Annotated in this window: 2 protein-coding genes; both read left to right on the top strand. The window is 65.8% G+C overall.

Translation table 11 applies throughout. The features are described from left to right. Positions 1-542: ATP-binding cassette domain-containing protein (locus tag EOA23_RS34845; protein WP_127307328.1), on the top strand; the 542-nt coding region annotated here is incomplete at its 5' end. A gap of 64 nt (positions 543-606) precedes the next feature. Beyond that, positions 607-1,113 carry an L-2-amino-thiazoline-4-carboxylic acid hydrolase gene (locus EOA23_RS34840; RefSeq protein WP_127307327.1) on the top strand — a complete coding sequence of 169 codons (507 nt, stop codon included), beginning with the start codon at positions 607-609 and terminating at the stop codon, positions 1,111-1,113. Positions 1,114-1,237: the final 124 nt, after the last annotated feature.

The following is a 1,237-nucleotide window of genomic DNA, read 5'->3' as shown; positions in this document are numbered from 1 at the left end:
CCGCCGCCCGCCGTGCCCGCCTGCAAATGGTATTCCAGGATCCGCTCGCCGCCTTCAATCCCCGCGCGACCGTCGCGCGGGTGCTCGACGATCCGTTGCGCATCCACAACATCGCCCCGCGTGCCGAGCGTCCACGCCGCATCGCGGCGCTTTTGGAGCGCGTCGGCCTCGACGCCGGCCTCGCCGCGCGCGCCATCCACGAGATTTCCGGCGGCCAGCGACAGCGCGTCGCGATCGCTCGCGCCATTGCCACGCGGCCGTCGCTGATCGTGCTCGACGAGGCCGTCTCGGCCCTCGATGTCTCGGTGCGCGGCAAGATCCTGGAATTGCTGCTCGACCTGCAAAGGCAGGAACGGATCGCCTACCTGTTCATTTCGCATGACCTCGGCGTCATCCGCGCGGTGGCCCATCGCGTCGTCATCCTCGATGCCGGCCGGATCGCCGAAAGCGGCGATGCCCGCGCCGTCATCGCCAACCCGCAATCGCCGGTCGGCAAGGCCCTTGTCGAGGCGGCACCGAGATTGAACAGGAACCGGCCATGATCCCGCAAAGTGGCAACCGATTTGCGGACAAGATCATGGTCAAACAACAAGATCAGGACGCACGATGACCGATCCCGAAGCAGCCAGAGCCGAGAAACTGTCGCGCGAGCTCGATTCCGCCTTCCGCAACCGCGCCGACCTCTACCGCCTCTTCCTCGAAGAACTGACCGCCGAGCTCGGCGCTGAAAAGGCCGAGGCGGTGATGATCCGCAGCATCGAGAAGCGCGGCCGGGAAGTCGCGGCGGCGGCCTTCGCCGGCTTCGGTCCAAACGACGCGCCGGCGATCGGCGAGGCGTTCCTCGCCGTCAGTCCGGATGGTGGGCGGATGTATCCGACCCATGTCGAGCGCGGTCCGGACCACATCGCCTTCAAGGTCAAGCGCTGCCCGTTGAAGGATGCTTGGGTGGAAGCAGGCGTCGGCGAGGAGAAACTCGCCACGCTCTGCCGCATCGCCGGCGCCTTCGACCGCGGCCTGTTCGAGGCCACCGGCGTTCGCTTCGCCAATGTCACATGGACGCCGGGCCAAGGCTCCGGCTGCTGCCACATCGCGCTGACCAATCGCGACGCCTAGAGCGGGATGAAAATGTTTGGAGTCGTTGAGGATTCCCAAATCAGCGATTTTCTGATTCACCGTTCCTGCTGGGAAGGAGGCCAGCATGAATGGCATTGTCGACGGATCTACGTGAGCGCGTGGT

The organism is Mesorhizobium sp. M2A.F.Ca.ET.042.01.1.1 (genome assembly GCF_003997405.1).
Taxonomy (GTDB): domain Bacteria; phylum Pseudomonadota; class Alphaproteobacteria; order Rhizobiales; family Rhizobiaceae; genus Mesorhizobium.
Note: the sequence above shows the minus strand (reverse complement) of the source record. Positions and strands in the feature narration are given on the sequence as shown.